General features: G+C 40.9%; 25 protein-coding genes and 1 pseudogene. 20 read left to right on the top strand and 6 right to left on the bottom strand.

Annotated elements, in window-relative coordinates; translation table 11 throughout:
* Nucleotides 1-10: 10 nt before the first annotated feature.
* Nucleotides 11-1,318, bottom strand: a complete 1,308-nt coding sequence (locus OC533_RS09260) for a PTS sugar transporter subunit IIC (RefSeq protein ID WP_070752337.1) — start codon at nucleotides 1,316-1,318, stop codon at nucleotides 11-13.
* Nucleotides 1,319-1,454: 136 nt separating this feature from the next.
* Nucleotides 1,455-1,760: a PTS sugar transporter subunit IIB gene (locus OC533_RS09265; protein WP_003739890.1), complete on the bottom strand. Its 306-nt coding sequence runs from the start codon at nucleotides 1,758-1,760 to the stop codon at nucleotides 1,455-1,457.
* 253 nt (nucleotides 1,761-2,013) lie between these two features.
* Here OC533_RS09265 and OC533_RS09270 point away from each other — a divergent pair, with 253 nt between their 5' ends.
* Genes OC533_RS09270 through OC533_RS09300 form a run of 7 tightly spaced genes read left to right on the top strand, consistent with a single transcriptional unit; the run spans nucleotide 2,014 to nucleotide 10,683 of the window.
* Nucleotides 2,014-2,103 (top strand): potassium-transporting ATPase subunit F, encoded by a 90-nt coding sequence (locus tag OC533_RS09270; RefSeq protein ID WP_031649714.1) that lies wholly within the window; start codon nucleotides 2,014-2,016, stop codon nucleotides 2,101-2,103.
* Nucleotides 2,100-3,785, top strand: coding sequence for a potassium-transporting ATPase subunit KdpA (kdpA, locus tag OC533_RS09275; RefSeq protein ID WP_003772875.1), 1,686 nt, complete (start codon nucleotides 2,100-2,102; stop codon nucleotides 3,783-3,785). The genes OC533_RS09270 and kdpA overlap by 4 nt, the downstream gene beginning before the upstream one ends.
* An 11-nt stretch (nucleotides 3,786-3,796) precedes the next feature.
* Nucleotides 3,797-5,842 (top strand): potassium-transporting ATPase subunit KdpB, encoded by a 2,046-nt coding sequence (gene kdpB, locus OC533_RS09280; RefSeq protein WP_160466364.1) that lies wholly within the window; start codon nucleotides 3,797-3,799, stop codon nucleotides 5,840-5,842.
* 14 nt (nucleotides 5,843-5,856) lie between these two features.
* Complete coding sequence (locus tag OC533_RS09285) at nucleotides 5,857-6,429, top strand: potassium-transporting ATPase subunit C (RefSeq protein WP_045552795.1); 573 nt, start codon at nucleotides 5,857-5,859, stop codon at nucleotides 6,427-6,429.
* A gap of 18 nt (nucleotides 6,430-6,447) precedes the next feature.
* Nucleotides 6,448-9,138, top strand: a complete 2,691-nt coding sequence (locus OC533_RS09290; protein WP_194323960.1) for a sensor histidine kinase — start codon at nucleotides 6,448-6,450, stop codon at nucleotides 9,136-9,138.
* Complete coding sequence (locus OC533_RS09295; protein WP_185541249.1) at nucleotides 9,135-9,830, top strand: response regulator; 696 nt, start codon at nucleotides 9,135-9,137, stop codon at nucleotides 9,828-9,830. Before OC533_RS09290 ends, OC533_RS09295 begins: the two co-directional genes overlap by 4 nt.
* A 40-nt stretch (nucleotides 9,831-9,870) precedes the next feature.
* A complete protein-coding gene (locus OC533_RS09300) occupies nucleotides 9,871-10,683 on the top strand; it encodes an alpha/beta fold hydrolase (RefSeq protein WP_033533583.1) in 813 nt (270 codons plus the stop codon).
* Between the two features lies 1 nt (nucleotide 10,684).
* Here the strand turns inward: OC533_RS09300 and OC533_RS09305 are convergent, their stop codons facing one another.
* The 4 genes from OC533_RS09305 to OC533_RS09320 form a co-directional block, all read right to left on the bottom strand.
* Nucleotides 10,685-11,941, bottom strand: a complete 1,257-nt coding sequence (locus tag OC533_RS09305; protein ID WP_194323962.1) for a Y-family DNA polymerase — start codon at nucleotides 11,939-11,941, stop codon at nucleotides 10,685-10,687.
* A 12-nt stretch (nucleotides 11,942-11,953) separates the two neighbouring features.
* The gene (locus tag OC533_RS09310; RefSeq protein WP_003772882.1) at nucleotides 11,954-12,295 is read right to left on the bottom strand and encodes a hypothetical protein; all 342 of its coding nucleotides are present in this window, start codon (nucleotides 12,293-12,295) and stop codon (nucleotides 11,954-11,956) included.
* A 198-nt stretch (nucleotides 12,296-12,493) separates the two neighbouring features.
* Nucleotides 12,494-12,949: a ribose 5-phosphate isomerase B gene (gene rpiB, locus OC533_RS09315; RefSeq protein ID WP_194323964.1), complete on the bottom strand. Its 456-nt coding sequence runs from the start codon at nucleotides 12,947-12,949 to the stop codon at nucleotides 12,494-12,496.
* A gap of 45 nt (nucleotides 12,950-12,994) precedes the next feature.
* Nucleotides 12,995-13,465 (bottom strand): universal stress protein, encoded by a 471-nt coding sequence (locus OC533_RS09320; RefSeq protein ID WP_003739880.1) that lies wholly within the window; start codon nucleotides 13,463-13,465, stop codon nucleotides 12,995-12,997.
* A 115-nt stretch (nucleotides 13,466-13,580) separates the two neighbouring features.
* On the opposite strand from OC533_RS09320, the pseudogene OC533_RS09325 reads away from it, so the two are divergent.
* The 13 genes and pseudogenes from OC533_RS09325 to rpe all read left to right on the top strand — a co-directional run.
* Nucleotides 13,581-13,708: pseudogene (locus OC533_RS09325) on the top strand (AraC family transcriptional regulator); the annotation flags it as partial.
* 75 nt (nucleotides 13,709-13,783) lie between these two features.
* The gene (locus OC533_RS09330; protein ID WP_194323966.1) at nucleotides 13,784-14,146 is read left to right on the top strand and encodes an MmcQ/YjbR family DNA-binding protein; all 363 of its coding nucleotides are present in this window, start codon (nucleotides 13,784-13,786) and stop codon (nucleotides 14,144-14,146) included.
* A gap of 73 nt (nucleotides 14,147-14,219) precedes the next feature.
* A complete protein-coding gene (locus tag OC533_RS09335) occupies nucleotides 14,220-15,032 on the top strand; it encodes a putative ABC transporter permease (RefSeq protein WP_003772885.1) in 813 nt (270 codons plus the stop codon).
* A gap of 369 nt (nucleotides 15,033-15,401) precedes the next feature.
* Complete coding sequence (locus OC533_RS09340; RefSeq protein ID WP_033533579.1) at nucleotides 15,402-17,471, top strand: BglG family transcription antiterminator; 2,070 nt, start codon at nucleotides 15,402-15,404, stop codon at nucleotides 17,469-17,471.
* Nucleotides 17,472-17,504: 33 nt separating this feature from the next.
* The gene (locus OC533_RS09345; protein ID WP_003724974.1) at nucleotides 17,505-17,969 is read left to right on the top strand and encodes a PTS sugar transporter subunit IIA; all 465 of its coding nucleotides are present in this window, start codon (nucleotides 17,505-17,507) and stop codon (nucleotides 17,967-17,969) included.
* A gap of 57 nt (nucleotides 17,970-18,026) precedes the next feature.
* Nucleotides 18,027-18,308 carry a PTS sugar transporter subunit IIB gene (locus OC533_RS09350; RefSeq protein ID WP_003722023.1) on the top strand — a complete coding sequence of 94 codons (282 nt, stop codon included), beginning with the start codon at nucleotides 18,027-18,029 and terminating at the stop codon, nucleotides 18,306-18,308.
* A 60-nt stretch (nucleotides 18,309-18,368) separates the two neighbouring features.
* Nucleotides 18,369-19,640, top strand: coding sequence for a PTS galactitol transporter subunit IIC (locus OC533_RS09355; protein WP_003739874.1), 1,272 nt, complete (start codon nucleotides 18,369-18,371; stop codon nucleotides 19,638-19,640).
* Nucleotides 19,641-19,676: 36 nt separating this feature from the next.
* Entirely contained in the window at nucleotides 19,677-20,729 is a 1,053-nt protein-coding gene (locus OC533_RS09360) for a galactitol-1-phosphate 5-dehydrogenase (RefSeq protein WP_003739873.1), read from the top strand.
* Nucleotide 20,730: 1 nt separating this feature from the next.
* A complete protein-coding gene (locus OC533_RS09365) occupies nucleotides 20,731-21,762 on the top strand; it encodes a zinc-binding dehydrogenase (protein WP_045553821.1) in 1,032 nt (343 codons plus the stop codon).
* Nucleotides 21,763-21,956: 194 nt separating this feature from the next.
* Nucleotides 21,957-22,397, top strand: coding sequence for a ribose 5-phosphate isomerase B (gene rpiB / locus OC533_RS09370; RefSeq protein WP_003764201.1), 441 nt, complete (start codon nucleotides 21,957-21,959; stop codon nucleotides 22,395-22,397).
* An 8-nt stretch (nucleotides 22,398-22,405) separates the two neighbouring features.
* Complete coding sequence (locus tag OC533_RS09375) at nucleotides 22,406-23,080, top strand: ribulose-phosphate 3-epimerase (protein WP_185482380.1); 675 nt, start codon at nucleotides 22,406-22,408, stop codon at nucleotides 23,078-23,080.
* 33 nt (nucleotides 23,081-23,113) lie between these two features.
* On the top strand, nucleotides 23,114-25,129 hold the full coding sequence (gene tkt, locus OC533_RS09380) for a transketolase (RefSeq protein ID WP_194323968.1): 2,016 nt from the start codon (nucleotides 23,114-23,116) through the stop codon (nucleotides 25,127-25,129).
* Nucleotides 25,126-25,770 (top strand): ribulose-phosphate 3-epimerase, encoded by a 645-nt coding sequence (gene rpe, locus OC533_RS09385; RefSeq protein WP_185547649.1) that lies wholly within the window; start codon nucleotides 25,126-25,128, stop codon nucleotides 25,768-25,770. Before tkt ends, rpe begins: the two co-directional genes overlap by 4 nt.
* Nucleotides 25,771-25,833: the final 63 nt, after the last annotated feature.

Here is a 25,833-nt window from a genome sequence, read left to right on the forward strand (position 1 = left end):
TTTTTAAAAATTATTCAGCAGTAACGCCTTCAGCAGCAAGTGCTTCTCTTTCACGACGTAGCTCTTGGATTTGAGCGATTTTCGCGAATGGAAGGAAGATTAGGATAGATAGACCTAAGTTTACAGCTGCAAGTACGCCACCAGCGATACTTTGTGTTGCAAGTGCTCCACCGATAATTGGTGGTGTAGTCCAAGGAGTTACGATAGTACAAGCTGGTACCCAACCAATAGCTGTTGCAAAGTAAGCTACAGTTACAAGTACAAGTGGTGCCAAGATGTACGGAATGAACATAATTGGATTCAAGACGATTGGAAGACCAAACATCATTGGTTCGTTAATGTTGAAAAGACCTGGCGCTGCAGACAATTTAGAAACTGTCATGTACGCTTTGTGTTTACGAGCTACGATAAAGATAGCAATGATTAAACCGATAGTTGCCCCAGTTCCGCCTAAGTTAACGAAAGAGTCAAAGAAAGGTTTGTTAACGATGTAAGGAAGTTCTTTACCAGCTTCTAGTGCTTTTACGTTAGCTTCGATAGCTGGGATGTTGATTGTTTGCATGAACGGGTCGATAATGTTCGCACCGTGTAAACCAAAGAACCAAAGGAAAGCAGAAACGAATGCCAAGAGTAATGCTGCTGGCAAGGAGTTTGCAAGACCCATGAACGGTTCTTGTACTAATTCATAGAAAGAAATTACTAAGTTAGTCACACCAGCTGCTTGGAAGAACGCAGTGATAAGACCAAAGATAGAAACAGTGATCATTGCAGGGAATAAAGCTGCGAATGAACGAGAAACTGCCGGTGGAACACCATCAGGCATGTTGATAACTAGTTTCGGGCTACCACTTAAACGAGTGAAGATTTCAGTGGAAAGAATTGCAATAATAAGTGCTAAGAAAAGACCAGTTGATCCAAGACCACCAGTGTTTGCAACGCCGTCAGCACCTGGAGCAATTGCGCCAATAGTGAAGAAAGTTGCTACAGAAACTACTGCGGAAGAAAGTGGATCTTTGTCATAAGATTTAGCTAAGTTGTAAGCTACTGTGAAAGCGATAAGTAATGCTAAGATAGCAAAAGTACCGTTCCAAACGTTTCCGCCAAATGCTTGCCAAGTTCCTTCACCAAATAAGTTATTCATGAATTTTTGGTAAGCTGGAATTGGGAAGTTGTTAATTAAAACGGCGAAAGACCCTAGAATCATAAGTGGCATAGTTGTAATGAAACCATCACGGATTGCTACTAAATGACGTTGTCCACCAATTTTGGCAGCGTAGGGAATGAAATATTTCTCCATAAATGCGATAAAACCATTCATTTTTTATTCTCCTTTTTTGAGGGATAAAGTAATAGCCGGGTTAAGACGAATACATAATTTCTAAAACATGGCGTTATTACTATACCTCTTTAGTTTTTTATAATTTTCAGCTAGCTAGCTGTAATTACCCTCTTTTTTACTTCATTAAATCTAATGCTTGTTCTAAAACTTTGTCGCCTTTCATCATTCCATAATCAACACTGTTAATAACAGCTAATGGAATACCTTTTGGCTCCAATTTTTTCTTCATGTTTCCTTCTAAGAAACGTACTTGTGGTCCAAGTAATAAAACATCAATTTCGTCTAAATGGTTAGCTGCTTCTGCTTCGGCAACTGCAAAGATTTTTGCTTCAAGACCTTTTTCTGCAGCGGCTTTTTCCATTTTTGTAACTAGTAAGCTGGTAGACATACCTGCTGAACATACTAACATGATTGTTTTCATGATTATTTCCTCCTCTAGATAATTCTCTTAACACTTATTATATATGCAAGTACCGTGCCAACTTTAAATGTGGCTATAAAAGGGTTTTCATTTTGTTTTTTGCTTACACATTGGCTTTTTTTGTGTGTAAATTTTACACACATAGAGATATTAACGGAATCTTTATGCGGAGCTTTAGAATCTTAACACTGTCTTTATGCATTTGTTGTTAGGATAAAGGGGTGGAAAGAGTACTTTGAAGGGGTGAACGGAAATGGGTGTTGTTCTAGTGATTGCTGGAATAATCGGTTTAGGGTTATTGGTATATTTATTTTATGTGTTATTTAGAGGTGAGAACTTATGAAGTATATCGTGATGCAAGATGTGTTTTTTATTGTATTGTTATTAGTTTTAGCAGTACCTCTAGGAATTTATATGTATAAAGTAATGATTGGTGAAAAGGTGTTTTTGTCAAGGGTACTTGAGCCAGTTGAACGATTTGGTTATCGGTTGATGGGTGTGAACGCGGCTGGGATGTCAGCGAAGCGTTATGCTGGATCTGTTCTTGCTTTTAGTGCGGTTGGTTTTATATTTGTGATGGCGGTGCTGATGTTACAAGGGTTTTTACCGCTTAATCCAGAAGGTATGAAGGGGCTTAGCTTTAGTCTTGCGTTTAATACGGCGGCGAGCTTTGTGTCGAATACGAACTGGCAAGCTTACTCTGGTGAGGCGGCTTTATCGTATTTTTCGCAGTCAATTGGCTTAACTGTACAGAATTTTGTTTCAGCGGCGACGGGGATTGCGGTGTTATTTGCGGTAATTCGTGGCTTTATATGGAAGAAACAGAAAACCGTGGGCAATTTTTGGCAAGATTTATTTAGGGTGACGCTTTATATTTTACTACCGCTTTCGCTTGTTTTGGCAATTCTTTTGGTGTCACAAGGTGTGGTGCAATCATTCGCTGATTATTCGGTGGTTGAATCGCTTGAAAATGGAGCAAAACAATTGATTCCGCTTGGTCCAGCTGCAAGTCAAATTGCGATTAAGCAACTGGGAACGAATGGTGGAGGCTTTTTCGGGGCAAATTCGGCGTTTCCTTTTGAAAATCCGTCGAGTTTTACTAATTTATTAGAGATGCTTGCGATTTTGCTTATTCCTGTGGCACTTGTTGTGATGTTTGGACGTGCGGTGAAGGACAGTAAACAAGGGCGTGCGATTATGACAGCAATGATGATTGTGTTTGTTGTTGGGGTAGTTGCGATTACGATTTCAGAACAATTCGCTGGTCCAAGTTATCAAGGTGTTACTACTTCTGGAAGTATGGAAGGTAAAGAGGTGCGTTTTGGTGTTGGCGGATCGTCGCTTTTTGCGGCTTCTACGACGGCTGCTTCAAACGGCGCTGTGAATGCGATGCACGATAGCTTAACTCCGCTCGGTGGGCTAGTTCCAATGTTCTTTATGCAGCTTGGTGAAGTTATTTTTGGCGGTGTTGGTAGCGGGCTTTATGGAATGATTGGCTTTATTATTTTGACGGTGTTTATCGCTGGGCTTTTGGTTGGGCGGACACCGGAATATTTAGGGAAGAAAATTGAACCATATGATATGAAAATGGTTTGTTTACTCATTTTAGTTCCACCGTTATTAACTTTATTTGGAACTGCGGTTGCGGTAATGATGCCGAGTGTGCAAGCTTCCGTTTCGGCGAGTGGGGCGCATGGCTTTTCTGAGGTGCTCTATGCTTTCACCTCTATGGGAAATAATAATGGTAGTGCTTTTGCTGGATTTGCGGCAGATACGACGTTTACAAATATGGTCGGCGCGGTAATGATGTTGCTAGCACGATTTATCCCGCTGATTGCGGCACTTTACCTGGCTCAAAATATGGCTGGAAAGAGTCCGGTTGCAGCAAGTAGTGGAACGTTATCGACGAAAAATGGCATGTTTATCGGTCTTTTAATTGGAGTAGTAGTGCTTGTTGGCGCACTTAGTTTCTTGCCGGCGCTTGCACTAGGACCGATTGCGGACTTCTTTACAACTTTCAAATGAGGTGAATGGAAATGATGGAAAATGGTATTTGGAAAGATGCATTAATTCAGTCGATGAAAAAATTGTCTCCAAAACTACAAGTGAAAAATCCAGTGATGTTACTCGTATATGTTGGCGCGATTTTAGCAACAAGTCTTTATTTTCTTGGTTTTTTCGGAATTTCAGATGAGAAAGCTGGTTATACGCTCGCAATTGCGCTGATTTTATGGTTTACTGTTTTGTTTGCAAATTTTGCGGAGGCAATTGCAGAAGGGCGTGGCCGTGCTCAAGCAGACAGTTTAAAAATGGCTCGAAAAGACGTTTTAGCTCGGAAATTAAAAAATTTAGAAGATAAATCTGATGTTATAGAAGTAGCTTCGAATGATTTGAAAAAAGGGGATATTGTTTACGTGCTTGCGAATGAACAAATCCCGATGGACGGTGAAGTTATTGAAGGTGCGGCCTCTGTCGATGAAAGTGCGATAACGGGGGAATCCGCGCCGGTAATTCGCGAGTCTGGTGGCGATAGAAGCGCTGTTACAGGAGGAACTACCCTTGTTTCTGACTGGCTTGTTATTCGTGTGACGGCTGTTTCTGGGGAAAGTTTCTTAGATAAAATGATTGCGATGGTAGAAGGTGCTTCACGGAAAAAAACACCAAATGAGATTGCGCTACAAATTTTACTTGTGACACTGTCAATTATTTTCTTGGCAGTTTCAGCGACACTTTTACCATTTACCGAATTTGCGAGTAAACAAGCAGGGGCGGGATCGGCAATTTCGATTACAAATGTGATTGCTTTACTTGTTTGTTTAGCACCAACCACTATTGGCGCATTGCTTTCGTCCATTGGGATTGCTGGAATGAGCCGTTTAAATCAAGCGAATGTTTTAGCAATGAGCGGCCGGGCGATTGAGGCAGCTGGTGATGTGGATGTACTTTTGCTTGATAAAACTGGAACGATTACGCTTGGAAACCGGAAAGCGAGCGAATTTTTACCGGTGGATGGGGTGACCGAACAAGAGTTAGCAGATGCGGCTCAACTGTCCTCTATTGCGGATGAAACTGCAGAAGGTCGAAGCATTGTTGTATTAGCAAAAGAACGTTTCGACATTCGCGGACGAGATTTCGCGGAAATGCACGCAGAATTTGTACCTTTCACTGCAACGACACGAATGAGTGGAATCGATTATCAAGGAAACACAATTCGAAAAGGTGCGGCTGATGCAGTTCGTGCGTATGTATCTGCAAATGGCGGCACGTACCCAAAAGAATGCGATACGATTGTAAGCAAAGTGGCTGGCGCTGGTGGAACGCCGCTTGTAGTAGTCCGAAATAATAAAGTGCTAGGCGTTATTTATTTAAAAGACATCGTGAAAAATGGGGTGAAAGAACGTTTCCTTGATTTGCGAAAAATGGGTATTAAAACCATTATGATTACCGGTGATAACCCAATGACCGCGGCGGCAATTGCGGCAGAAGCTGGAGTGGATGATTTTCTAGCTGAAGCAACTCCAGAAGCAAAATTGGAATTAATTCGCGAATATCAACGAGAAGGGCATTTGGTTGCAATGACAGGAGATGGCACAAACGACGCACCAGCTCTTGCGCAAGCCGATGTTGCTGTGGCGATGAATACAGGGACGCAAGCTGCCAAAGAAGCGGGAAATATGGTGGACCTTGATTCTAGCCCAACTAAATTAATTGATATTGTTCGCATCGGAAAACAACTTTTAATGACTCGCGGAGCTTTGACTACATTTAGTGTTGCTAACGATTTGGCGAAATACTTTGCGATTATTCCTGTGCTTTTTTACGGGATTTTCCCACAACTTGAAGCACTTAACTTGATGAATTTAACAAGCCCTACGAGTGCGATTTTGTCCGCGATTATTTATAACGCAGTGATTATTATTTTCTTAATTCCGTTATCTTTAAAAGGCGTGAAGTATCGTGAAATGCCAGCTGGAAAATTATTAAGTCGCAATATGTTGATTTACGGCCTTGGTGGTTTAATTGCACCATTTATTGCAATTAAATTAATTGATATGCTGTTAACTGTTTTAGGAATCGTTTAAGAGGGGGAGAGAACATGAAAAGATTTATGCAAATTTGGAAGCCGGCAGTAGTGGGATTTCTACTTTTAACATTGGTATGTGGCGTGATTTATCCAGGGGTTGTCACAATTATTGCAGGTGCGGCTTTTCAGGACAAAGCAAATGGCAGTATAATAGAAGGAAAGTTAGCAGACGGGGAATCAGGAAAATATGGTTCTACCGAAATTGGCCAAACATTTACTCAGCCTGAATACTTAATCGGGCGAGCTGCGAGTGACGGGGCGGCGACTAATTTAAACCCAACTAGCGAAGAACAAAAACAATTAGTAGAAAAACGAATTGCTTGGTGGCACAAACTAGACCCAGCTAACAACCGCGTTATTCCAATGGATCTTGTAACTGCATCAGCAAGCGGAGTAGATCCAGACATTTCAGAGGCAGCTGCGGCTTATCAAGTAGACCGGATTTCTAGAGAACGTGGAATTTCTACCAAAGTGGTTAAAGAAATCATTGCTGAAAACACAAGCAAGCGATTGTTAGGTTTTTGGGGTGAGCCGACCGTGAACGTATTACAAGTGAATGTGGCATTAGATAGTTTGAAAATGTAAGTAGTTGGAGGCGAGCATATGGAGACGAATCGTCCAAGTCCGGATGCGCTACTCGTGAATTTGCAAGAAGAAGCAGATTCATCAGTAGGTAAATTAAAAATATATTTTGGATTTGCAGCAGGTGTTGGGAAAACTTACGCCATGTTAAGTGACGCCAAAGATCAGTTAGCAGCAGGTGTGGATGTCGTGGCGGGTTATATTGAACCCCATGCCCGCGAGGAAACTCTGAGAATGTTAGAAGGAATTCCGATTATCCCTCCTAAAGCAATCAATCATAAAAATATCGCGCTCAAAGAATTCGATTTGGACGAAGCGTTGAAACGAAAACCAGAACTTATTTTGGTAGACGAACTCGCACATACGAATGCATCAGGCGTACGCAATAAGAAACGTTTCCAAGATGTGGAAGAATTGCTTCAAGCGGGAATTGATGTGTATACGACTGTCAATGTACAACATATTGAAAGTTTAAATGATATTGTAGAAGGCATTACCAAAGTAGCTGTTCGCGAAACGATTCCTGACTATGTTTTTGATGAGGCGGACCGAGTTAAGTTAATTGATATTGAACCCGATGAACTTTTAAAACGGTTAGAACAGGGTAAAATTTACCAACCAGCACGCGCAAAAACAGCGATGCAGAACTTCTTCACTAGAAAAAACTTAAAACTCTTGCGTGAAATTGCGATGCGAAAAGCGGCCGATCGAATTAGCCATGAATACGATCAAACAGGGATTTATCCAGAAAAACGGGCGAGTAGTAAATGGCTAGTCTGTATTGGGACGTCGCCTTCGTCTGCAAAACTCATTCGCTGGACAGCGCGCACCGCCGAAGCTTTCCGCGCACCGTGGACTGCCCTTTATATTGAAAATGAAGAAAATGATTACATGACTAAAGCGGAGAAAAAATGTTTGCGGGAAACGATGGAACTCGCTGAACGACTTGGCGCGGAAATTGTTACCCTTGCCGGACACGACATTGCAGAAACAGTAGCTGAGTACGCCCGGTTGACTGGTGTGACAAATATCGTTGTCGGGAAATCGCGTCGCCGCATGGGTTTAAGGTCTTTATTTGAAGAGGATTTTGAGGATCGTCTCATTACGCACCTTGATAACGTCGATATGCATATTATTCCCTCAAGCCAACCGCAAACTAAAAAACGTCGAATGAAAATACGTTTTAAAAGCTTTCTATCCTGGCATGATATGGCGAAAATGATTTTACTTCTAGCATTGGCAACGGCGATTTGTGTCGGTTTAAGTGAATTCGGCATTGGTGATCAAAATGTTATTATGGTATATATTTTATCCGTGTTAATTATTTCTCGCGTAACAAGTGGCTATGTTTATGGCGTTATGGGTTCTATCATTGGCGTTATGTTATTTAATTTCTTTTTCACGACGCCACTTTATACGTTTAATACAATTCAAGCGGGCTATCCGGTGACGTTCGGAATTATGCTTTTAGTTGCTCTTATTACGAGTGCGCTAACTGTCCGAATTAAAACGCAAGCTAGCCTGGCCGTTGAGCGAGAACGTCGAACCGAAGTGCTTTATGAAATCAATAAGCGCCTATTAGTTACCCGTAATTTAAAAGGAATTATTGATTTAACCAACGAATATATTTTGCATTTATTTAGCCGCTCCGTTATTTTTTATTCTGCGGATCCTGCCAAAAGTAATAAAGGGATTTTCGTGCAAGCAGAAGGAAAAGAAGATGCGAGTGCGCTTCTTAGTGCGGATGAAGAAGCTGTCGCGCATTGGGTATTTAAAAATAAAAAGCGGGCGGGTGCCGGGACGGATACGCTAATGGGGGCATTTGGTTATTATATGCCAGTGATGTCACAAGGAAAAGTGCTTGGTGTGATTGGCGTTTCTTGCTCCCCAGAGGATGGTCCACTTACACAAGATAATCGGATCTTTTTACGAATGATTAGCTCTCAAGTGGCGCTAGCTTTAGAACGGCAATATTTATCCGAAGAACAACGCCAAATCGTCATCGAATCAGCAAAAGAAAAAATGAGAAGCAATTTACTTCGGGCGATTTCGCATGATTTAAGAACACCGCTAACTGGTATTGTTGGAGCAAGTTCTGCCTTACTTGAAAAAGAAACTGAGTTAGATAAAGAAACGGAACATAATTTAATTAAAGGTATTAAAGATGACTCTGGCTGGCTCATTCGGATGGTTGAGAATTTACTTTCTGTGACGAGAATTAGTGAAGGATTAGTGAGTTTGGAACGAGCTCCAGAAGCCGTAGAAGAAATTGTTGGTGAGGCTGTCGGTCGAATCAAAAAACGTTTTGCAGACCGAACAATCCATGTCAAAGTACCGCGCGACCTTCTTATGGTTCCGATGGATGGCACGTTAATTGAGCAAGTCCTTATTAATTTAATGGAAAATGCGTTGCGACATGGTGGATCTGATGCGGAAGTTTGGGTGAACGTGACGAAAACGAAGAAAAGTGCGATTTTTAGTGTTCGTGATAACGGAAAAGGCATTCCAGAAAATCGCTTGCCAGATTTATTTGATACTTTTGCTGTGGAAGCGAGAGAGCGTTCGGATATGTCACGCGGATTAGGACTTGGTTTATCGATTTGTATGTCGATTATTCGAGCGCATGACGGGACTTTAGAAGCGAAAAACAACGAACATGGTGGGGCGACATTCTGGTTCACTTTGCCACTAGACGGAGGAGATGGAAAATGAACAGCAAACGACTTGTGCTAATTGTGGAAGATGAAGAAGGCATTAGTAATTTTATTTCAGCTGTTTTGACGGCGAGCGATTATGCGGTAATTAAAGCAGTGAACGGTAAAGAAGCGCTAGAACAGACGGCCAGCCATTCGCCGGATGTAGTGTTGCTTGACCTAGGTTTGCCAGATGTGGAAGGACTAGACGTGCTTCGGGATATTCGCGTTTGGTCGAAAGTGCCGATTATTGTCGTATCCGCGCGCGATCATGAACGAGAAAAAGTAACTGCACTTGATCTTGGCGCAGATGATTATATCACGAAACCATTCGGCACATCGGAACTACTGGCACGCATTCGAACTGCCCTTAGACACATTCAACCGAGCAGTAAAGAAGCGTCAAATGACCATATTATTCGCATTCAAGACCTGTATATTGATGACGACCGCCGACTTGTCAAAATGGGCGATACGGAAATTCACTTTACGCCGATTGAATATAAAATTTTGCTCCTATTAGCACGTCACGCTGGAAAAGTCCTCACGCATGACTATATTATCCGAGAAATTTGGGGACCTTATTCAAGTGAAAATCAAGCACTTCGGGTAAACATGAGTAATATCAGGCGTAAAATCGAACAAAATCCTGCTGAACCTGCGTACATTTTGACAGAAGTCGGGGTTGGATACCGGATGGCAGAAGAATAATAATATGTTATGATAAAAATAAACGCCAGGAGGAATTAATATGCATAAAACAATCCGTAGCGTAGACGTTTATTATGAAAAATATGGTGAAGGAATACCAATAATAATGATTCATGGCTTTGCACCTGATTCGCAGCTGATGATTGGTTGCATGGAGCCAGTCTTTGATAAGGAAAGTCCATTCTCGCGCATTTATTTGGATTTACCAGGAATGGGGAAAACCGAGAATTACGACTCAATTCAAAATGCTGACCATGTACTCACTCTTTTACTAGAATTTATTGAAGCTGTAATTCCGGGCGAGCAATTTGTACTCGCCGGAGAATCGTATGGTGGTTATTTAGCTCGCGGAATCGCAGCGAAAATGCCAGATAGAGTACTTGGAGTCTTGCTTATTTGCCCAGTCATTTATCCTGAAAAGGAAAGAAGAACTTTACCCGAACAAAAAGTCATGTACCAAGATGATACGTTTGTACGGTCGCTATCCAAAGAAGACCGAGCGTACTTTTCAAAAAGTGGCGTTATTTTAACAGCAAGAAACTGGAATCGTTTCTTGGCGGAAGTGATGGCGGGAATGATTAATGCAGATGGAGAATTTTTAGACCGATTATCCGCGAATTATGCGCTTAGCTTTGATCCAGACGAAAAAGCGCAATTCGATGTACCGGGATTATTCTTGTTTGGTCGTCAAGATGATCACGTGGGATACGCAGACGGGCTTACATTGCTTGAAAAATATCCACATGCTTCTTTTGCTATCCTTGATTTTGCGGGACATAATTTACAAATTGAACAACCAAAAATATTTACAACAATGGTAGAGGATTTCTTGTTCCGCGTGAAACCAGAATAAGTTAACCTTTGTGACCACCAACCATTTCAGAACGTTTTAATCCAGTCGCTCCATTTAGTAAGCTACTCGCATGCATAAGTGATTTAAAACCATAGCGAGTGCGAATTTTATCGACAGTTACTTCTAATTGCTCGTGATTTAATGTGCGGGTGGCATCCTCAAATAGATTGAGTTGCAGTCCGGTTTTTAAAGTGAGTTTACCACACGAAATCGCAATGGAGCGCACGGGTTCTCGTTCATCGTAACGTCTGAATAGTTGCAGGAAATAAGGAATAAGAGCATGACTACTACTAGTAGAAGGGATTTTAGCTTGATGGCTGAATCCTTTTTTTATGCTGTATTTACTGTAGCCGATACTTAAATGAATAACCTCCGTATCCACATGGTTTTGTCGTAAGCGCATCGCTACTTCCTCAACCATTTCACGAATAACTATCTCCACTTCAGCGGGAATATGATAGTCTTTTTCAAGAATCTGGCTTTTCCCGTAGCTTTTACTAACTGGAACATATTTTTCGTTTAAAAGGCTGTAATCAATTCCGTGTGCGTGATAGTAAAGCTGTTCACCAACAACTCCCATTGCGTTTTTTAATACTTGCGGCGGAGTTTGACTAAGTTGATACATATTGAAAATCCCCATTTTTTGCAGTCGAATGGCAGTCCTCCGACCAATTCCGCATACATCATCCAAATGTCTGATTTTCCAAATGGTCTCGGGAACATCTTCATAGCGCCATTCAGCGATGCTGTCATCCCGGTTTTTTGCCACATTATCGAGCGCGAGTTTGGCAAGAAGAGGGTTGTCGCCAATACCAACCGTAACATACAGCCGCAATTCCTCTAAAATATCACGCTGGATTTTGCGAACAATTTCTTCCGTGCTACCGAATAACAGGTGCGATCCGGTGATGTCTAAAAAACATTCATCAATACTATAAACATGAATAAACTCAGCGGGAACATAACGTCTGAAAATAGCTTGAATCATCGCGTTTACTTTTAAATATAGTTTCATTCGCGGTGGTGCGATAATAATGCGCTTATCCCAAGTCGGGAGTTCATACATTCTTGAGCCAGTTTTAATGTGGTGTTCTTGTTTCATTTTTGGCGTTGCAGCTAAAACGAGACCACCAGCCCGGTCGGCGTTACTCATTACTACTAAATAAGCTTCAAGTGGATTCAGCCGACGTTTAACACACTCAACAGAGGCGAAAAAACGACTTAATATCGATGCACAAAATATCACGGCGCGGTGCACGGCTATAATCTTCTACTTGTACCATTTGTCGACACTCCTTTCTTCTACATTTCGAATAGCAGAGAAGGAAAGTGGGACAGTCCCCTCAGAGTTTTTAATGTAAATGGTGTTGTTCTCCACGCCTGAAATACGACCAATAATATCATTTTCAGGAGCAGATTCTGGGTTTAATGGCTTTTTCTGGATAACAAGCGTAGACTGATGTGTCATCGCGCTAGCTAGCACGCTTTCGATAAATTCTGTAGTCATAGCTTCTTTCCATACTAAAGTTGGTTCAGCGTCTTGCATTGCTTCTGTATGCTCGCTTAATAAAAAACCGCCCCATTTCTTCATGCCGCGATCTTGGTAGCTCATATGATGACATCTCCAATATTTTCAAATAATTAGCTGTTGCTTAAATATATTATACGAACAAACGTTCTTATTTACAATGTGTAAATGTCCTCATTTATGCTAGCAAAACGGGAATAAATTACTATTTGTGAACTATTAATAAAGTGGACATAAAAAAAGACCAAGCCTATAAAATTAGACTTGGTCGTTATTATTATTTTAAGCGTGTCTGTCTTCGTATGCTGTGATTTGCCCAACACGATTTGCGTGTCTGCCACCTTCATATGCTGTTTCTAACCAAATTTTGACAATATCTTCTGCTAGTCCCGGACCTATGACTCTCGCTCCAAGTGCAAGGACATTTGTATCATTATGTTCGCGCGTTGCATGGGCGCTAAATGTATCGCCAACAAGTGCGCAACGAATGCCTTTTACTTTATTGGCTGCGATACTCATACCAATACCTGTGCCACAAACTAAAATCCCGCGGTCGACTTCATTATTCACGACTTTTTCGCTGACCGTAATCGCGAGCCCCGGATAATCCACTGATTCTGGTGCTTCGGGTCCGAATTCTTCATAACTAATTCCAACGCTTTCAAGATAAGAAATAATACTTTTTCGTAACTCAATTCCGCCATGGTCTGAAGCAATGGCAACTTTACTAACTGTCATTTTTTCTCCTCCTGCCGTATAATCAATACCTTCATTATACATGAATTAGAGTTTTTCGACAGTCTTTCTGTTACGCCATGGTTTTGCATGAACAATAATTACGTCGCATGGTGCATGAGCGGCCGTATATTCAGAAACACTACCAAGAATAAATTGCTCTGTTGCTGAAAGTCCAGTTGCACCAACTAAAATTAAATCAGGTTCAAAATTTCGAGTTATTTTTTTATTAAAGGTAGTTTTTGGTGTGCCAAAGTGAACAAAAGTTTCTACATGCGTGACACCAGCTTTTTCGGCCTCTTTTTTGTACATTTCAACTAATTCTTCTCCGTATGCTTTGGCTTTTTTGGCATAGGTTTGTTCATAATCAATTAGTGGTGCAATTCGGCGTACATCGGCAACAAAACCAATACCAAGCGTGGCACCATCCATTTTGGCAAATTGAACAGCTCGTCTTAGTGCGGCTTCCGCTTCGTTTGATCCATCAACACCAACAAGAATCCGTTTGTAAGCAGACATTTTGTATCACCCTCTCAAAAGTTTTTCCCTTATTTACTTAATACCCGTAAATAAAAGAAAGAAGCATGATTGAAGATAAAAATTTGTGGTACTATGAGAAAAAGGAGGTTTCTTTATGGCAAAGCTAGAAACGTTTTATCCCATTGTAGCTACACCAAAGTGTGCTGGCTATAAAGAATATCTACCGAGTGTGCAGATGATAGAAATTTCCCGGGAAATAATTTAGTAGGTCCTGATTTATGTAATGCAACAAAATGTCGCATATATACAATGAAAAACGAACATGCTTTTTTAAAATAACAATATGGAGGGCTTACAATGATTAATGAATTTGCTTGGGTACGGGAGGAAATCAGTGGCCTTATAGGAGTCCAGTATTCTTTTAAAGAAGAATGGGGAGCGGAGCGCTATCATGTTTTGGATCAGCTAATGGCAATGCGCGGAACGAATAAAGAAGGACAGCCCATTTTAACCTTGAAGTGCGATGCCGGAAAAAGTGAGCAACTTCGCGCAGAAAATCCAGCCATCGTTCCCGGTTATTACATGAATAAACGAGTTTGGATTTCTGTTTTATTGGAAGAAGAACGAGATAAAGACTTGATTTGCGCATTAATCCAGCATGCATACTCAGAAGCGAAGAATAAGTTACCAAAATATAAACAAGCGGAACTTTTTGACTAATTTAGTTAAGAAGTTCTTATTTCTGTTATAATGAAATTGATTGTGAAAAAGAAAACAAAAAGGAGATGAAAAGATGGATATTAATATGTTTATCTTATACTTCTTTATTTATTCTGTTCTTGGATGGGCTTGGGAGGAAGTTTTTTGCTCGATTTCAGAGAAGAAGTTAGTGTATCGTGGTTTTCTTTATGGTCCATATTGTCCCATTTACGGGTTTGGGGTAACGACAGTTTTAATGATGATTTTACCGTTTCAAAACAATTTATGGGCTTTATTCATTTTTTCGATGATTATTTGCACAGTGATTGAATACATAACCGCAACGATTTTGGAAGCAATGTTCCATACAACGTGGTGGGATTATCACAACTGGCCGCTCAATGTAAAAGGACGGATTTGCTTGCCGATTTCGATTTTTTGGGGATTTGCTTGTATTATCGTTGTACGCTTCTTGCATCCACTTGTCACCGAATTCGCGGATTGGGTTTTAAGCTGGGGAGGCTGGATTATTCCTGCTCTCATCGTGGTTCTTATGCTTATTGATACGATTAAATCAGTCACAAGCATGCTGTCATTCCAAAAAGCACTTGCTGAATTTAATGAAAAACTAACTGCCCAAGCAAACGAACTAAAAGCGAGCGTAAAAGAACGTGCGAAAGAATTTGAAGAAGGACTTTTGAAAAAACAAGAAAATGTCGATATGAAAATTGCTGAAATGGAAGCAAAAAGAAAACAAGACAAAGAACTTGCTGCTAGTATGCGTAAACTTAAATTTAATGAGCGAAGAATGCTAAAATCTTTCCCTAAAATGAAAGTGAAACGCGCAGCACCATTTAAAAACTTTAATAAAAGTATTCTCAGAGTCGATAAACAAAAAAGAAAATAAAGCTATGGATTATGACGCAAATGGTAAAATTTATCATTTGCGTCTTTTTTTGTGCTATTTTTTACGAAACGTATAGAAAGAATAGACCATCTTTTGTATGATTAAGAAGAAAGAGCTCCTCGCAAAACTCCATTACTTGATTCTCATTTTTGTTTCAAAGCAGATTTCACACGTCATAAAAAAGTTTGCCAAATAGATGATAGGGCAAGCTTTGAAGGCAATAATTAATCATTTATAAATAGTGGGCTTGTTAAAAAAGTCACAAGTAAAGCCCAATGATGTACATTCTTTCCGCAAGTTATTGGGATGAAAGCGTGTACATTTTTATTAGAATTAGATTTATAATTAAAACGAACAGGAGGGAACGACATGTATTTGGATGAGAGAAGTAATTCACTTTTAAAAGAACTTTTACGACATCCTGACACATCGAGTACAAACTTACAAGCCAAATTCGGTTTAACTCGAAGACAAGTCGACTATAGTTTCCAAAAAATTAACAACTGGCTAGAAGAACAGACTTACCCGAAGATTCATCGTGCCGCAAATGGTCGATTTATCGTAGAACCTGACCTGTTTCAAATCATTGGTGAGGAAGATGGCGAAAAAACAGATTGGTACATTCCATCAGAAAAGGAACGCGCCAGTCTAATCATCCTCATGCTAACAACAGGAAGTGAAGAGTTATCCCTTAATCACTTTATAAGCGAGCTGGAGGTGAGCAAGAACACCGTATTACGAGACTTGAAGCTGGTACAAAAAACACTTGAAAAATTCAACCTCGAAGTTAAATATTCGCGGATGCGTGGATATTTAATTGACGGAGACGAGTGGAACCAGCGGACGGCACTCATTTATGCGGCAGAACACATCATAGAAAGTTTTGGCGGCGAAGAGTATTTACAGGATTTTATGCAAGTGGACGAAGCGAGAATTAAAGAGCTTCGGGAAAAATTGGAACAAGTCGAGCATCATCTGAATTTGCATTTTATTGACAATAAAATGCAAATACTGCCTTACATTTTAGAAGCTGTTTTTCGGCGGATGAAGAAGGGGCAAACAATTACGACATCTTTCCTGATTGACTACAATGAATTGTCAGATACTCGGGAATACGGAGCAGCAGAGATTTTTATTGAAGAAGAGCCGAATATGCCAGAAGCAGAGCGAATGTACATCACATTACAACTTTTAACTTCCAATGTACTTCCGAAACAATATTTGAAATCGGAGGAAACGCACAAGTTAAGGCTGGCACTGGAACAAGTTCTAAGTGAATTTGAGAAAAAGGCTTGTATTCAACTAGTAGACAAAGAATCGTTACTTGAAAAATTATTTGCACATATTAAACCTGCGTATTATCGGATTAAGTATCATCTTACAACAGATTACAGCATTTTAGACAAGATTGATCAAGAATTCCAAGCCGTGCATTACATCGTGAAAGAGTCGTTAGCACCATTAGAACGTTTTATTGGTAGCAAAGTTCCTGAAAATGAAAGTATATTTATTACCCTTTTCATTGGAGGACATTTAATCGAATCCACGGAGAAATTACAAACGAGACTTAAAGCAGTCGTGGTTTGTCCGAACGGATTGTCGATTTCGAGATTGATGGAAAAAACATTACGAAGCCTTTTCCCGGAAATATTTTTCTATCAAGCGATGTCGATTCGAGAATTTGAACAAACAAAGTTAGGTTATGACATTGTATTTTCCGCAGTGCCACTTTCGACCGATAAGAAATTTTTCCTAATTAATCAATTGATGGATGGAAAAGAGCGACTCGAGCTTAGGCGCCGGGTGATGCGGTCGGTTTACTTAGTGGATGAGGTGAATATCAGCGTCGATCAATTAATGAAAACTATTTCCAAATTTGCTGATATTAAAGATGCTGCCCGTCTTGAAAAAGTGTTAGCAGACTATTTAATGCCAGTTCCAGAAGAAAACACATCCAAACACGAAGGCAAAAGCTCACTCGCAGATTTGCTTGAAGTAACACGAATCACACGTAAGAAATCTGTGAAAGACTGGCATGAAGCAATTTATCATGCGGCTTTACCGTTACTTTCCGCGGGAGTGGTTGAGCCAGCCTACGTGGATGAAATGAAACGGCAATATCCGGCACCGATTATGAACATCATTCTCCGTAATACGATAGCTATCCCTCATGCTGAAACGGAAAAAGGAGTAAATAGCCTCGGAATGAGCTTGCTTTATCTAGAAGAAGGCCTGCCACTTGAAGGCGGTAAAGAGCTACATTTTATCGTTGTCATTGCAGCCGTAGATAAAAACGCTCACTTCACAGCTTTACTGCAATTGATGGAATTATCGGAGAACAAAAAAGAACTGAAAAAACTTGCGGATGCCAGAAACACAGAAGAAATGCACCAAATAATTAAAAACTTCACGGACTTGGAAACAAAAAAGACAATGTAGAGAAGTCAGAAAGAATTACAGGAGGATTTCGTAATGGATTTAGTACAATTTTTGAAAAAAGGAATGGTTTGGGTTCAATCGGATATCGAGAAACAAGAGGACCTATTCCAAATGGTCGCAGAAAGTGGAAAGTCTGAAGGGTATGTAACGGATGACTTTTTAACAAGACTAACAGACCGTGAACAAACCTTTCCAACGGGGCTAAAATTAGATGGATACGGCGTGGCATTACCGCACACGGATCCAGAATGCGTTACGGAACAATTTATCGCCGTAATCACTGTGAAAGATGGCATTCCATTCAAATTAATGGAAGATGCTGGTCAAACGGTTGAAGCGAATTTGATTTTCGTACTCGGACTAAATGAACCTCACAGCCAGCTCGCGGTACTTCAGCAATTGATGGGGACGATTCAGGATAAAGACAATGTAGCCGCATTACTCAGAGCGAAAGATGAAGACGAAGTAAAACAAATTTTAGAAACTATTACCGTTTAAAAAAAACAGGAAAATTAGCCGCGGGAAATCGCAGCAATTAATTAGGAGGAATTTATCATGGGACAATTTAAAATTTTGGTAGCTTGTGGAGCAGGAATTGCAACATCAACAGTAGTAACGGACAGAGTAGAACGTTTGGTAAAAGAAAACAATGTGGATGCAGAGGTAAAACAAATTAAAATCTCAGAAGCAGCATCCATGCAAGACGGAGCAGATTTAATCGTATCAACAACTATTTTACCAACAACTTACAAAATCCCAGCTATTATTGCAACTTCTTATATCACTGGTATGGGTATGGAAGAATTAGACGAAGAAATACTTGCGCACCTTAAATAAAGGCTGCGCAAGGGAGTTTAACATTTATCATTAAACAGAGAAAAAAGGAGGAAATATTAAATGGATACACTTCTGTCAGGAGTACAGTATGTTTTAAACTTGGGGCCTACAGTTATTTTGCCTATTATGATTTTCTTTATTGCATTAATTTTCCGAGTACCAGCAAAGAAAGCGCTTCGTTCAGCGATTACGATTGGTATCGGGTTTGTAGGTATTAACCTTGTTATTAGTTTACTATCTAATAACTTAGGTCCGGCAGCGCAACAAATGGTTGAGCGTTTTGGACTGAATTTAACAATTATTGATGCAGGTTGGCCAGCAGCAGCCGCGGCTTCATGGGCTTCTCCAGTTGCAGCGATTTTAATTCCAATCTGTTTGGTAGTCAACTTAGCACTTATTTTCTTCAAAGTTACGAAAACACTCGATATTGATATTTGGAACTACTGGCACTTTATCGCAGCAGGTGCGACTGGTTATATCGTAACTGGTGGTAACTGGTGGTTCGCGATTCTTTGTGCGATCATCTATGAAGTTGCTGTTCTTTGGATGGCAGACAGAACACAACCTATGGTAGAAGAATTTTACGGCTTAAAAGGGATTTCCTTACCAACAGGTTCCACAGCAGCATTCGGTTTCATCGGTATTCCAGTTGGTTGGCTAATCGCTAAAATTCCTGGTATTAAAAACATCCACGTTGACCCAGAAACTATTCAAAAACGTTTCGGTATTTTCGGGGAACCAATGATGATGGGTCTTATTCTAGGTATTGCAATCGGTATTCTTGCAGGCTATGACGTTGGGGCAGTTGCACAACTTGGTATGTCCATGGGTGCGGTAATGTTCTTAATGCCTCGTATGGTTAAAATTTTAATGGAAGGTTTAATTCCAATTTCAGAATCCGCTCGTGATTTCATGAAATCTCGTTTCAAAGGCCGCGAACTTTATATCGGGCTTGATGCAGCACTTTCAATCGGTCACCCAGCGAATATTTCTACTGGTTTAATCCTTGTTCCAATCACTCTTTTCTTAGCTGTTATCATTCCTGGTAACAAAGTACTTCCTTTTGGTGACTTGGCAACTATTCCATTCTACGTATCATTCGTAGTAGCATCTCGTAAAGGTAACATTCTTCACTCTGTTTTAGCTGGAACTGTAGTTATTGCACTAGCGCTTCTTATGGCAACTGACTTCGGTCTTGTTCATACAGAAATGATGAAAGGTGTTTACGAATTCCCTAAAGGAGCAACACAAGTTAGTACACTTGATATGGGTGGTAACTTCTTTAACTGGGCTATTCTTAAATTCTCTCAAGCTTGGGCAGCTATTTTCTAAGTTTTGTCTTAATGATATAGAAGAGGTGATAGTAACATGAGAGCAGCTGTGTTATACGAGAATAATGTAATAAAAGCAGAACAAATTGATGAAGCGACTTGTGGGAAAGATCAAGTTCGTGTTGAAGTAAAAGCAGTCGGCATCTGTGGATCGGATATTCATAAAATGCAGACTCGCTGGAAATACCCACTGCCTGCTGTAATGGGACATGAATTCGCAGGTGTAGTTACAGAAATTGGTAGCGAAGTAACAAATGTAGCTATCGGTGACCGTGTTGCAGGGATTCCGCTTGAGCCTTGTATGGAATGTAATTATTGTAAAGCAGGAGACTTCGCACTATGCGACAACTACCGGATGGTGGGATCACATTTCCACGGCGGATTTGCTGAAAATGTCGTAATGAAAGCAGACAATGTCATTTCTATCGGTGACCTTGATTTTGAAGAAGGTGCAATGATTGAACCACTTGCTGTATCAATGCACGGGGTACTCGGGATTGAACCGAGACTTGGCGATACGGTCATTGTCTTCGGGATTGGAACCATCGGAATCTTGGTTGTACAATGTTTACTTCTTGCGGGCGTGAAAGATATTATCGCCGTCGACATCAGTGATAAAAAGTTAGCAGATGCACGGGAATTTGGTTGTAAATATACCATTAATCCTAAAAACGAAGACTTAAAAGAACGCGTTTTTGCTTATACAAATGGTCTTGGAGCTGATATCGCGCTCGAGTGTGCTGGTTCAAAAATAACGCAAGAACAATGCCTTCTTGTAACGAAGAAAAAAGGTAAAGTTGGTTACTTAGGAATCGCCTACGCAGATGTACTTTTACACGAAGAAGCTTTTGAAAATATTTTTAGACGTGAACTTACGCTTAAAGGTTTTTGGAATTCTTACTCAGCACCATTTCCAGGTGAGGAGTGGCGTACGTCGATTGAATTCGTAAAACAAGGTCGAATTAAGCTGAAACCACTAATTTCGCATCGTTATAAGCTAGAGGAAACGAAAGAAGCTTTTGATATGATTCTTTCCAGAGAGCATGATTATAACAAAGTGATGATATTGCCGCAGAAAGGTGACGATTAATTTGAAAGCAGTAGTAAAAACAAACCCCGGATATGATCAAATGGAGCTAAGAGATGTAGAAGAACCACAAGTCTATGGCGACAAAGTAAAAATCAAAGTAGCTTTTACTGGTATTTGCGGATCAGACATCCATACGTTTAAAGGTGAATACAAAAATCCAACAACTCCCGTTACACTGGGACATGAATTTTCTGGTGTTGTTGTAGAAGTTGGGCCAGATGTAACGAGTATCAAAGTGGGAGACCGCGTCACAAGTGAAACAACTTTTGAAACTTGTGGAGAATGTATTTATTGTAAAGAACGTGATTACAATTTATGTAGCAATCGTCGTGGTATTGGTACGCAAGCAAATGGTAGTTTTGCAGAATTTGTTTTATCTCGCGAGGAAAGTTGTCATGTGCTTGATGAGCGAATTTCACTTGAAGCGGCAGCACTAACAGAACCGCTTGCATGTTGTGTGCATTCAGCGCTTGAAAAAACAACGATTCGTCCAGATGACACAGTACTTGTTTTCGGACCAGGTCCAATTGGTTTATTACTAGCTCAAGTTGTGAAAGCGCAAGGGGCAACGGTGATTATGGCAGGAATTACCAAGGATAGCGACCGCTTACGTCTAGCAAAAGAACTTGGAATGGACCGGATTGTCGATACTTTAAAAGAAGACTTGGCTGAAGTTGTGCTCGGCATGACAGATGGTTACGGAGCTGAACGCGTATTTGATTGTTCCGGCGCAGTACCAGCAGTGAACCAAGGATTACCTCTAACGAAGAAAAAAGGCGATTTTATTCAAGTAGGACTTTTTGCAGAAAAGAAAAATGCGATTGACGAAGAATCCATTATCCAACGTGAAATTGCTTATATCGGTAGCCGTTCTCAAAAACCATCTTCATGGATTTTAGCGCTCGACTTACTTGCTAATGGCAAAATTAATACGGATAAAATGATTACCAAAGTATACGGCTTAGATGACTGGCGCGAGGCTTTCGAGGCAGTTATGGCAGGAAATGAAATTAAAGTATTAGTGAAATCTTAATAATGGAGGATGGGCTGTATGAAAAAACATCAAAAAAAGGATAACCGTGCAAACGAATCCAAAGCTTCTCGGGCTCAGATGTTTTACAGTAGTCATCCTTAGAAATGAGCCGAGAACATATTCGCGTATGTTCTCGGTTCCATTTCATTATAAGACGTTAAAAGAAAAAAATCTATTAATGAAGGTGAAATTAAATGAAATTAACAATTGGTTGCGACCACGGCGGACGTAGACTAAAAGATGCCATTGTGAAACATTTACGTGAAAAAGATATTGAAGTTGTTGATATTGGAACATATACAGATGAAAGTGTCGATTTTCCATCCTATGCAGAAGAGGTTGCGAATCAAGTAGTAAGCGGGCAAGCTGATCTTGGGATTTTGTGCTGTGGAACTGGAATAGGTATGAGTATCGCTGCGAATAAAGTCGATGGAATCCGTGCAGCAGTTGTTTCTGATACTTTTTCCGCGCGTGCCACCCGTGAACATAATAATAGCAATGTTCTCTGCCTAGGCGAACGCGTCATCGGCGAAGGATTAGCACTTTTACTTGTTGATACTTGGCTTGAGGCGTCTTTTGCAGGAGATCGTCATAAACGTCGCTTGGATAAAATTACTGAACTTGAAAGAAAGTGAGGATGAAGATGAGGAAAATAGCCGCTTCAATTATGTGTGCAGACCAACTACATTTAGGTGAAGAGCTCCGGCGCCTCGAATCTGCTGGTGTGGAACTACTACACTGCGATGTGATGGATGGTATATATGTGAATAATCTAGCACTAGGTCCAGAATATTTGGAAATAGTACGAAATAACACAGAAATCCCCTTAGACATACATTTGGCTACGATTACCCCACTTAAATATATTGACATGTATGCCACTGCGAAACCTGAATATATCTCGTTTCATGTGGAAGTAGCAGAAGATGTGTCAGAAGTAATCCGGAAAATCCGTTCTTACAATATTAAACCATCGATCGCGATAAATCCGGAAACTCCTATTGAAGCCATTTATCCGTATTTAGATGAGGTCGAAATGGTGTTAATGATGACGGTAAATCCAGGTTTTGCAGGGCAAAAATTCCAAACAGATGTATTACCAAAACTGCATGATTTAAAAGCAAAACTAGAAGGAAAAGTGCATGCACCACTTATCGAAGTAGACGGCAATATTAATAAAGAAACAGTAGGCTTGATGCGAGATTGTCTACCAGATATTTATGTACTAGGCACATCCGCGTTATTTCATGACCGAGATAAAACGAGTTATGCAGAAAGACTAGTACACATTTGGTCAGACGTAGAGAAATATGTGTAATAAAGCACAAACAATTTAAGGGAGATGACAGTTTTGAAAAAAACATTAGATAGACAAGCTGTGGACACGATTCGTTCGTTATCCATTGATATGATTGAGAAAGCAAACTCAGGGCACCCAGGAATGCCGATGGGAGCAGCTCCAATGGCGTATATGCTATTTGCGAAACATTTAGTATTCAACCCAGCCAACCCAGAATGGTTTAACCGCGACCGATTTGTCTTATCAGCAGGGCACGGGTCCGCGCTACTTTATAGCATGCTTCATTTATTTGGATATGATGTAAAAATGGAGGACTTAAAACAGTTCCGTCAATTAGATAGTTTGACACCAGGACATCCTGAATTTGGATGGACTGCAGGAGTTGATGCAACGAGTGGCCCACTTGGACAAGGGATTGGTATGGCCGCTGGTATGGCGCTGGCAGAATCTCATTTAGCGGCGGAGTATAACCAACCAAATTATCCAATTGTCGACCATTATACGTATGCGATTTGTGGTGACGGGGACTTGATGGAAGGTGTGGCATCAGAAACAGCCTCACTTGCAGGACATTTAGGACTTGGAAAATTAATCGTATTGTACGATTCCAATGATATTTGTTTAGATGGTGATTTAAGTGCAACGTTCAGTGAAAATGCAGCAGATCGTTTCCGTGCATACGGCTGGCAAGTTTTACGCGTAGAAGATGGCAACAATTTAGCAGCAATTCAAGAGAAAATTGTTCAAGCAAAATTAGAAACATCAAAACCAACGCTAATCGAAGTGAAAACAGTCATCGGTTACGGTGCGCCAACAAAAGCAGGAAGCTCTGCAAGTCACGGTGCTCCGCTTGGTGAAAAAGAAGCGAATGGCGCGAAAGAACATTATGAATGGACAGAAGAACCTTTCACAGTACCAGCTGAAGTTCGTGATTATTTAAGAAATTACAAAGCTCGCGGGGAAAAACTAGAGGGCGCTTGGAACACAATGCTCGCTAATTACAAAAAAGAATTCCCAGAACTTGCAAGTCAATTAGACCGCGTGTTAGCGGGAGAAGTAGCTGCCGATTGGAACGCTAATTTGCCAACTTTTGAAGCAGGCACAAATATCGCAACACGCTCTGCTTCTGGAAAAATGATTAACGCAATTGCAGCCGAATTACCGGAACTTTTCGGGGGATCCGCTGACTTAGGTTGCTCGAACAAAACATTTATTGATGCGAGCCCAGCATACAGCATTCAAGACCCAGCTGGTAAAAATATCTGGTTCGGTGTGCGGGAATTTGCGATGGGAGCAATGTTAAACGGAATGGCGCTTCATAGCGGTTTACGAGTATTTGGCTCCACTTTCTTCGTCTTCTCAGACTATGTGCGTCCAGCGATGCGGATGGCTGCTTTAATGCAACTTCCAGTAACGTATGTATTCACGCATGACAGTATCGCTGTAGGTGAAGACGGCCCGACACATGAACCAATCGAACAACTAGCCTCGCTCCGTGCCATGCCAGGCCTAACAGTTATCCGCCCAGCCGATGCCAAAGAAACTCGCGCTGCTTGGGAAATTGCTGCAACTAACACGCACGGTCCAATCGCACTTGTACTATCACGCCAAGACTTACCAGTACTTGAAAATGCACAAGAAGAAGTAGATGCAGGCGTCGAAAAAGGTGCTTATATCGTAGCACCAGCAAATAGTTCCAAACCAGACGCTATCATTATCGCAACAGGGTCCGAAGTGTCCCTTGCAATTGAAGCGAAAGCCGAACTCGCGAAAAAAGACTTAGACGTGTCGGTTGTAAGTTTATCAAGCTGGGAACGCTTTGAAAAAACAACAGATGCTTATAAAGAAAGCATTTTACCAAAAGAAGTAACAGCGAGATTTGCGATTGAAGCTGGGGCAACATTTGGTTGGAAAGAATTTATTGGCTCAGAAGGCGATATGTTAGGAATTGACCATTTCGGCGCATCTGCCCCTGCGAAAGATTTGTTTAACGCTTATGGCTTCACGCCAGAAAATGTGGCGAATCGTGTCGAAGCTGTGATTGCGAAGGCCGGTGTGCGCGTATGACATTCGTAGCGCCATCTTTACTTGCAGCTGATTATATGAACATGGCAAACTCCATTAAAGAAGCAGAAGATGCCGGAGCTGACTACCTTCATATCGATGTCATGGATGGACATTTTGTGCCGAACCTGACGTTTGGAATTGATATGGTCGAACAAATTGGCAAAACGGCGACTATCCCACTTGATGTCCACTTAATGCTCTCAAACCCAGAAAACTACATTGAAAAATTTGCAGCAGCTGGGGCGCACATTATTTCCGTGCATATCGAAGCCGCACCGCACATCCACCGCGTCATTCAACAAATTAAAGCAGCGGGATGTAAAGCGGGAGTCGTGCTTAATCCGGGAACTCCGGCGAGCGTGCTGGATGCTATTTTGGGCGACGTAGATTTAGTTTTACAAATGACAGTAAATCCTGGATTTGGCGGACAATCATTCATTGATTCAACGATTGAAAACATGCGCTATCTGGATAATTGGCGCCGAGAAAATAACGGCAGCTATGTGATCGAAGTCGATGGTGGCGTAAATGCCGAAACCGCAGAAAAATGTAAACAAGCCGGCGTAGATGTCCTCGTTGCCGGATCGTACTTCTTTGGAGCAACAGATAAAGTAGCTTGTATTAAAGGCTTAAAAAAATAAAATACGAAAAAACTAGGTTGCCCAAAAAAAGCGCCTAGTTTTTTTCTATTATATAGAAGCTAT

This window comes from Listeria sp. Marseille-Q6474 (assembly GCF_946902005.1).
GTDB classification, from domain to species: domain Bacteria; phylum Bacillota; class Bacilli; order Lactobacillales; family Listeriaceae; genus Listeria; species Listeria innocua.

What these genes read in the sequence shown, in the direction of transcription:
- OC533_RS09375 (WP_185482380.1), top strand. Translation starts at nt 22,406, where the DNA reads ATGAGGAAAATAGCCGCTTCAATTATGTGTGCAGACCAACTACATTTA.
- rpe (WP_185547649.1), top strand. Translation starts at nt 25,126, where the DNA reads ATGACATTCGTAGCGCCATCTTTACTTGCAGCTGATTATATGAACATG.
- OC533_RS09360 (WP_003739873.1), top strand. Translation starts at nt 19,677, where the DNA reads ATGAGAGCAGCTGTGTTATACGAGAATAATGTAATAAAAGCAGAACAA.
- rpiB (WP_194323964.1), bottom strand. Translation starts at nt 12,949, where the DNA reads ATGACAGTTAGTAAAGTTGCCATTGCTTCAGACCATGGCGGAATTGAG.
- OC533_RS09290 (WP_194323960.1), top strand. Translation starts at nt 6,448, where the DNA reads ATGGAGACGAATCGTCCAAGTCCGGATGCGCTACTCGTGAATTTGCAA.
- kdpA (WP_003772875.1), top strand. Translation starts at nt 2,100, where the DNA reads ATGAAGTATATCGTGATGCAAGATGTGTTTTTTATTGTATTGTTATTA.
- kdpB (WP_160466364.1), top strand. Translation starts at nt 3,797, where the DNA reads ATGATGGAAAATGGTATTTGGAAAGATGCATTAATTCAGTCGATGAAA.
- OC533_RS09345 (WP_003724974.1), top strand. Translation starts at nt 17,505, where the DNA reads ATGGATTTAGTACAATTTTTGAAAAAAGGAATGGTTTGGGTTCAATCG.
- OC533_RS09320 (WP_003739880.1), bottom strand. Translation starts at nt 13,465, where the DNA reads ATGTCTGCTTACAAACGGATTCTTGTTGGTGTTGATGGATCAAACGAA.
- OC533_RS09330 (WP_194323966.1), top strand. Translation starts at nt 13,784, where the DNA reads ATGATTAATGAATTTGCTTGGGTACGGGAGGAAATCAGTGGCCTTATA.
- OC533_RS09335 (WP_003772885.1), top strand. Translation starts at nt 14,220, where the DNA reads ATGGATATTAATATGTTTATCTTATACTTCTTTATTTATTCTGTTCTT.
- OC533_RS09295 (WP_185541249.1), top strand. Translation starts at nt 9,135, where the DNA reads ATGAACAGCAAACGACTTGTGCTAATTGTGGAAGATGAAGAAGGCATT.
- OC533_RS09300 (WP_033533583.1), top strand. Translation starts at nt 9,871, where the DNA reads ATGCATAAAACAATCCGTAGCGTAGACGTTTATTATGAAAAATATGGT.
- OC533_RS09260 (WP_070752337.1), bottom strand. Translation starts at nt 1,318, where the DNA reads ATGAATGGTTTTATCGCATTTATGGAGAAATATTTCATTCCCTACGCT.
- OC533_RS09265 (WP_003739890.1), bottom strand. Translation starts at nt 1,760, where the DNA reads ATGAAAACAATCATGTTAGTATGTTCAGCAGGTATGTCTACCAGCTTA.
- OC533_RS09310 (WP_003772882.1), bottom strand. Translation starts at nt 12,295, where the DNA reads ATGAGCTACCAAGATCGCGGCATGAAGAAATGGGGCGGTTTTTTATTA.
- OC533_RS09355 (WP_003739874.1), top strand. Translation starts at nt 18,369, where the DNA reads ATGGATACACTTCTGTCAGGAGTACAGTATGTTTTAAACTTGGGGCCT.
- OC533_RS09285 (WP_045552795.1), top strand. Translation starts at nt 5,857, where the DNA reads ATGAAAAGATTTATGCAAATTTGGAAGCCGGCAGTAGTGGGATTTCTA.
- rpiB (WP_003764201.1), top strand. Translation starts at nt 21,957, where the DNA reads ATGAAATTAACAATTGGTTGCGACCACGGCGGACGTAGACTAAAAGAT.
- OC533_RS09350 (WP_003722023.1), top strand. Translation starts at nt 18,027, where the DNA reads ATGGGACAATTTAAAATTTTGGTAGCTTGTGGAGCAGGAATTGCAACA.
- OC533_RS09270 (WP_031649714.1), top strand. Translation starts at nt 2,014, where the DNA reads ATGGGTGTTGTTCTAGTGATTGCTGGAATAATCGGTTTAGGGTTATTG.
- OC533_RS09340 (WP_033533579.1), top strand. Translation starts at nt 15,402, where the DNA reads ATGTATTTGGATGAGAGAAGTAATTCACTTTTAAAAGAACTTTTACGA.